Source organism: Jiangella rhizosphaerae, from assembly GCF_003579925.1.
In the GTDB taxonomy this organism is placed as follows: Bacteria; Actinomycetota; Actinomycetes; order Jiangellales; family Jiangellaceae; genus Jiangella; species Jiangella rhizosphaerae.
This window is the reverse complement of sequence record NZ_QUAL01000287.1, coordinates 1-2969: the sequence shown is the minus strand read 5'-3', so window position 1 is coordinate 2969 and position 2969 is coordinate 1. Positions and strand designations below refer to the sequence as shown.

The window sequence follows — 2969 nt, the reverse complement described above, 5'->3', positions numbered from 1 at the left end:
GGCGGCGCCGGACGAGCACGCCCGCGACGGCCGCGCCGGCGGCCAGGATGCCGGCCGCCGCGGCGAGGACTCCACCGGGCAGGCCCTCGTCGCCGGTGCTCGCGTCGGTGCCGCCGTCCACCCCGCCGGCGGAGCGGGTCGTCGCGGCGACCTCGACGACGACCGGGTTCGACGGCTGGGAGGTGAGGTCGTCGACGGACTGGGTGGCGACGACGACGTGCCGGCCGGCGCTCAGCGGAGCGTCCAGCCGCAGCGTCCACGTCCCGTCGGCGCCGGCCTCGGTGCGCAGTTCCGGCGCGGCGGTGAGGTCGGTCCCGGTGGGTGCGACCCGGACCGACACGGCGGCACCGGGCGCCCCGGCGCCGCGGAGCGTGCCAGCCTCGTCAGGGGAGATCCGGCCGAGCGGTGCGCTCACGACCGGCGCACGCGGAGCCACGCCCACGTTGGCGACGGTGACCGTCGCGTCGGCGGCGGCACCGGACTCCGGCGCCGCGGCGTCCCCGTCTGCGGAGTCCCCGGAGCCGAAGTCCCCGGAGCCGGAGTCCGAGTCCGTGGACCCGGATCCCGGCGTCGCCGAGGCCGTCCCGGCGGCACCGTCCGCCGCGTCGTCCTCCGGGCCGTCCGCCTCGGGCGCGGCCGTCACGGCGGCGGTGACGTGCTGCGTCAGCACGGCGTCGAACCGGCCGGCCGGACGGGCGGAGCCCGAGCGCAGCGACCAGGTGCCGTCCTCGCGGACGGTCGTGCTCGCGAGCTCCTCGCCGCCGACGGTCAGCGAGACGGTGGCGCCGGGCTGGCCGGTGCCCTCGAAGTCCAGCCGCCCGTCGGGGCTGACGTGCCCGGGGGCCGGCCAGCTCACGCCGAGGCCGGCCAGCTCGGCGACCTCGAACTCGCCGGTCGTCTCCTCGGAGGCGACGGTGTGGTCGCCGGTCGCGGGCCGGAACGATGTGCGGGCGGTGTAGGAGTAGGTGCCCGGCTCGAGCGCCGCGCCGACCGGCACGCTCCACCGGCCGGCCGCGCCGACGCGCGCCTCCAGCTCCGGCCCGTCCTCGATGCGGACGGTCACGACGGCGCCGGCCGCGGCGTCGGCCGTCCCGGTGATCGTGGGGGTCGGGCCGGTGGTGGCGCCGTCCGCGGGCGCGGTCACCTCGGGGGCGCCGACGCGGACGGCCAGCCGCCAGCCCGAGCCGTACAGCGACTCGACCGAATCGGCGCCGGTGAGCGCATACCCGACGCTGAGGTCGTCGCCGCCCGCGGCGGGGTCGCCGTCGGCGCAGGACGGGCCCGGCCAGGTCGAGCCGGAGCTCAGGCCGAGCGCATACGTCCCGACGGTGACGGCGCCGCCGCTGTCGCCGGGCAGCACGCAGGCGTCGAACAGGAAGCCGGTCACGGCCTGGCCGCTCACCGGCACGGTGGTTCCGGCGTCGAGGATGTGCCCGCAGGTCCAGCCGGACGCGACGCCCGCGGCGCACACGGGCGCACCCGCGACGGGCCTGACGGAGTCGTGGACGGCCAGCGCGGGCTCGGCGCCGGCACCCGGGCTCCATCCGGCCACCTCGGGCCGCACGTCGCCGTCGACGGAGATCAGCGCGGCGTCGCGCCCGTCGCCGAACGCGACGCTGTCGGGCACGTACTCGCCGAGGGCGTCGCCGATCAGGCCGGGCCACGCCAGAGGACCGCCGGCCAGTGGTGCGTCCGGCGCGAGCTCGTCGACGCCCGCGGTGAACAGGCCGTCCGCGCCGGCGGCGCAGTGCCCGGCGGTGAGCAGCCGCGGCTCGCCCTCGGCATCGGTGCCGGCGAACGCCGCGGAGCAGTGATAGTCGGCGAGCGGGGTGCGGACGGCGACCCCGGCGCCGCCGCGGTGGTGGCCGTCGCCGCTGCGGGCGGACAGCCGCACCTGGGCGACCGGCGCCCCGCGGACCTCCGCGCCGACGGCGACGACCCGCTCGTTCTCGCGGTCGATGTAGGCCAGCTTGTCCTGCGCCCGCGCCGCGGCGAGTGCGTCGGCAAGGACGTCGCCCACCCGCACCTGTGCGCCGGCGTTGCGGGCGGCGATCGCTGCGCCGCGGTCGCTGACGGCGACGTGCAGGGTCTGGCCGTCCAGCCAGGCCGAGCGGACGACGTCGCCCAGCGAGGCGACGACCTCGCCAGCCAGCCGGGCGGCGGCCGCTGTCGCGAGGTAGTCCTCGGGCGACTGGCCCAGGTCGCGCCGGATCGCCTCGGTCAGGCCCGACGGCAGGCCGGCCGCGCGCTCGGCGAAGTCGGCGGGGTCGAAGGCGCGCATCCGGACCTCGGGCGCGGCGGGTGCGGTGTCGACCTCCAGCGCCGCCGCGGGACCGGCGAGCACTCCGCCGGTGGCCGCGAGCGCGGCGGCGGCGCCGAGAGCGGCACGGAGGCGGCGGCCGAACGACGTTCCGTTCACCGGCGTCCCGCTTCCCCTCTGACCGAAGTCCCTCGAGCCGGATGAACCGGTCGAATCGCTGATCAGCGGCCGGTTCGGCCGCTTCGCCGACCGAGGTTACCCACGGGGAGCCTGGCGCTGCCGTTGATGTGTCAAGAATCACCCGTACGGGCGATCCGCCGTCATCCCGCAGTTGCATCACGCGCTAATATAAGTACGTTATGGATTCTGTGGAGCTCGCTGCCGCCCTGGAGCGGCTGGTCCGGTTGTTCCGCCAGCTCACCACGGGTCGCGACCTGTCGCTGACCGCCGCCGCCACCCTGGCCACGCTGGAGCGCACCGGCCCGCGCCGCCTCACCGAGCTCGCCGTCCAGGAGGGCGTCACCCAGCCGGCCATGACCCAGCTGGTCGCCCGGCTGCACGAGGGCGGGCTGGTCGAGCGGACCGCCGACCCCGCCGACGGCCGGGTCGTCCGGGTCGGCATCAGCGACGCCGGCCGCACGGCCCTGGCCGTGCGGCGGTCCGCGCGCGCCGACCGGCTGGCCGCCCTGCTGGCCGCGCTGGACCCCGC

2 protein-coding genes are annotated in these 2969 nt (G+C 77.8%); one reads left to right on the top strand and one right to left on the bottom strand.

What is annotated here, in order from left to right; genetic code table 11:
* On the bottom strand, nucleotides 1–2419 hold a 2419-nt coding region (locus DY240_RS23375), incomplete at its 3' end, for an Ig-like domain-containing protein (protein ID WP_119662155.1).
* 200 nt (nucleotides 2420–2619) lie between these two features.
* On the opposite strand from DY240_RS23375, the gene DY240_RS23370 reads away from it, so the two are divergent.
* Nucleotides 2620–2969, top strand: a 350-nt coding sequence (locus DY240_RS23370; protein WP_119662156.1) for a MarR family winged helix-turn-helix transcriptional regulator, incomplete at its 3' end; no start/stop codon positions are given.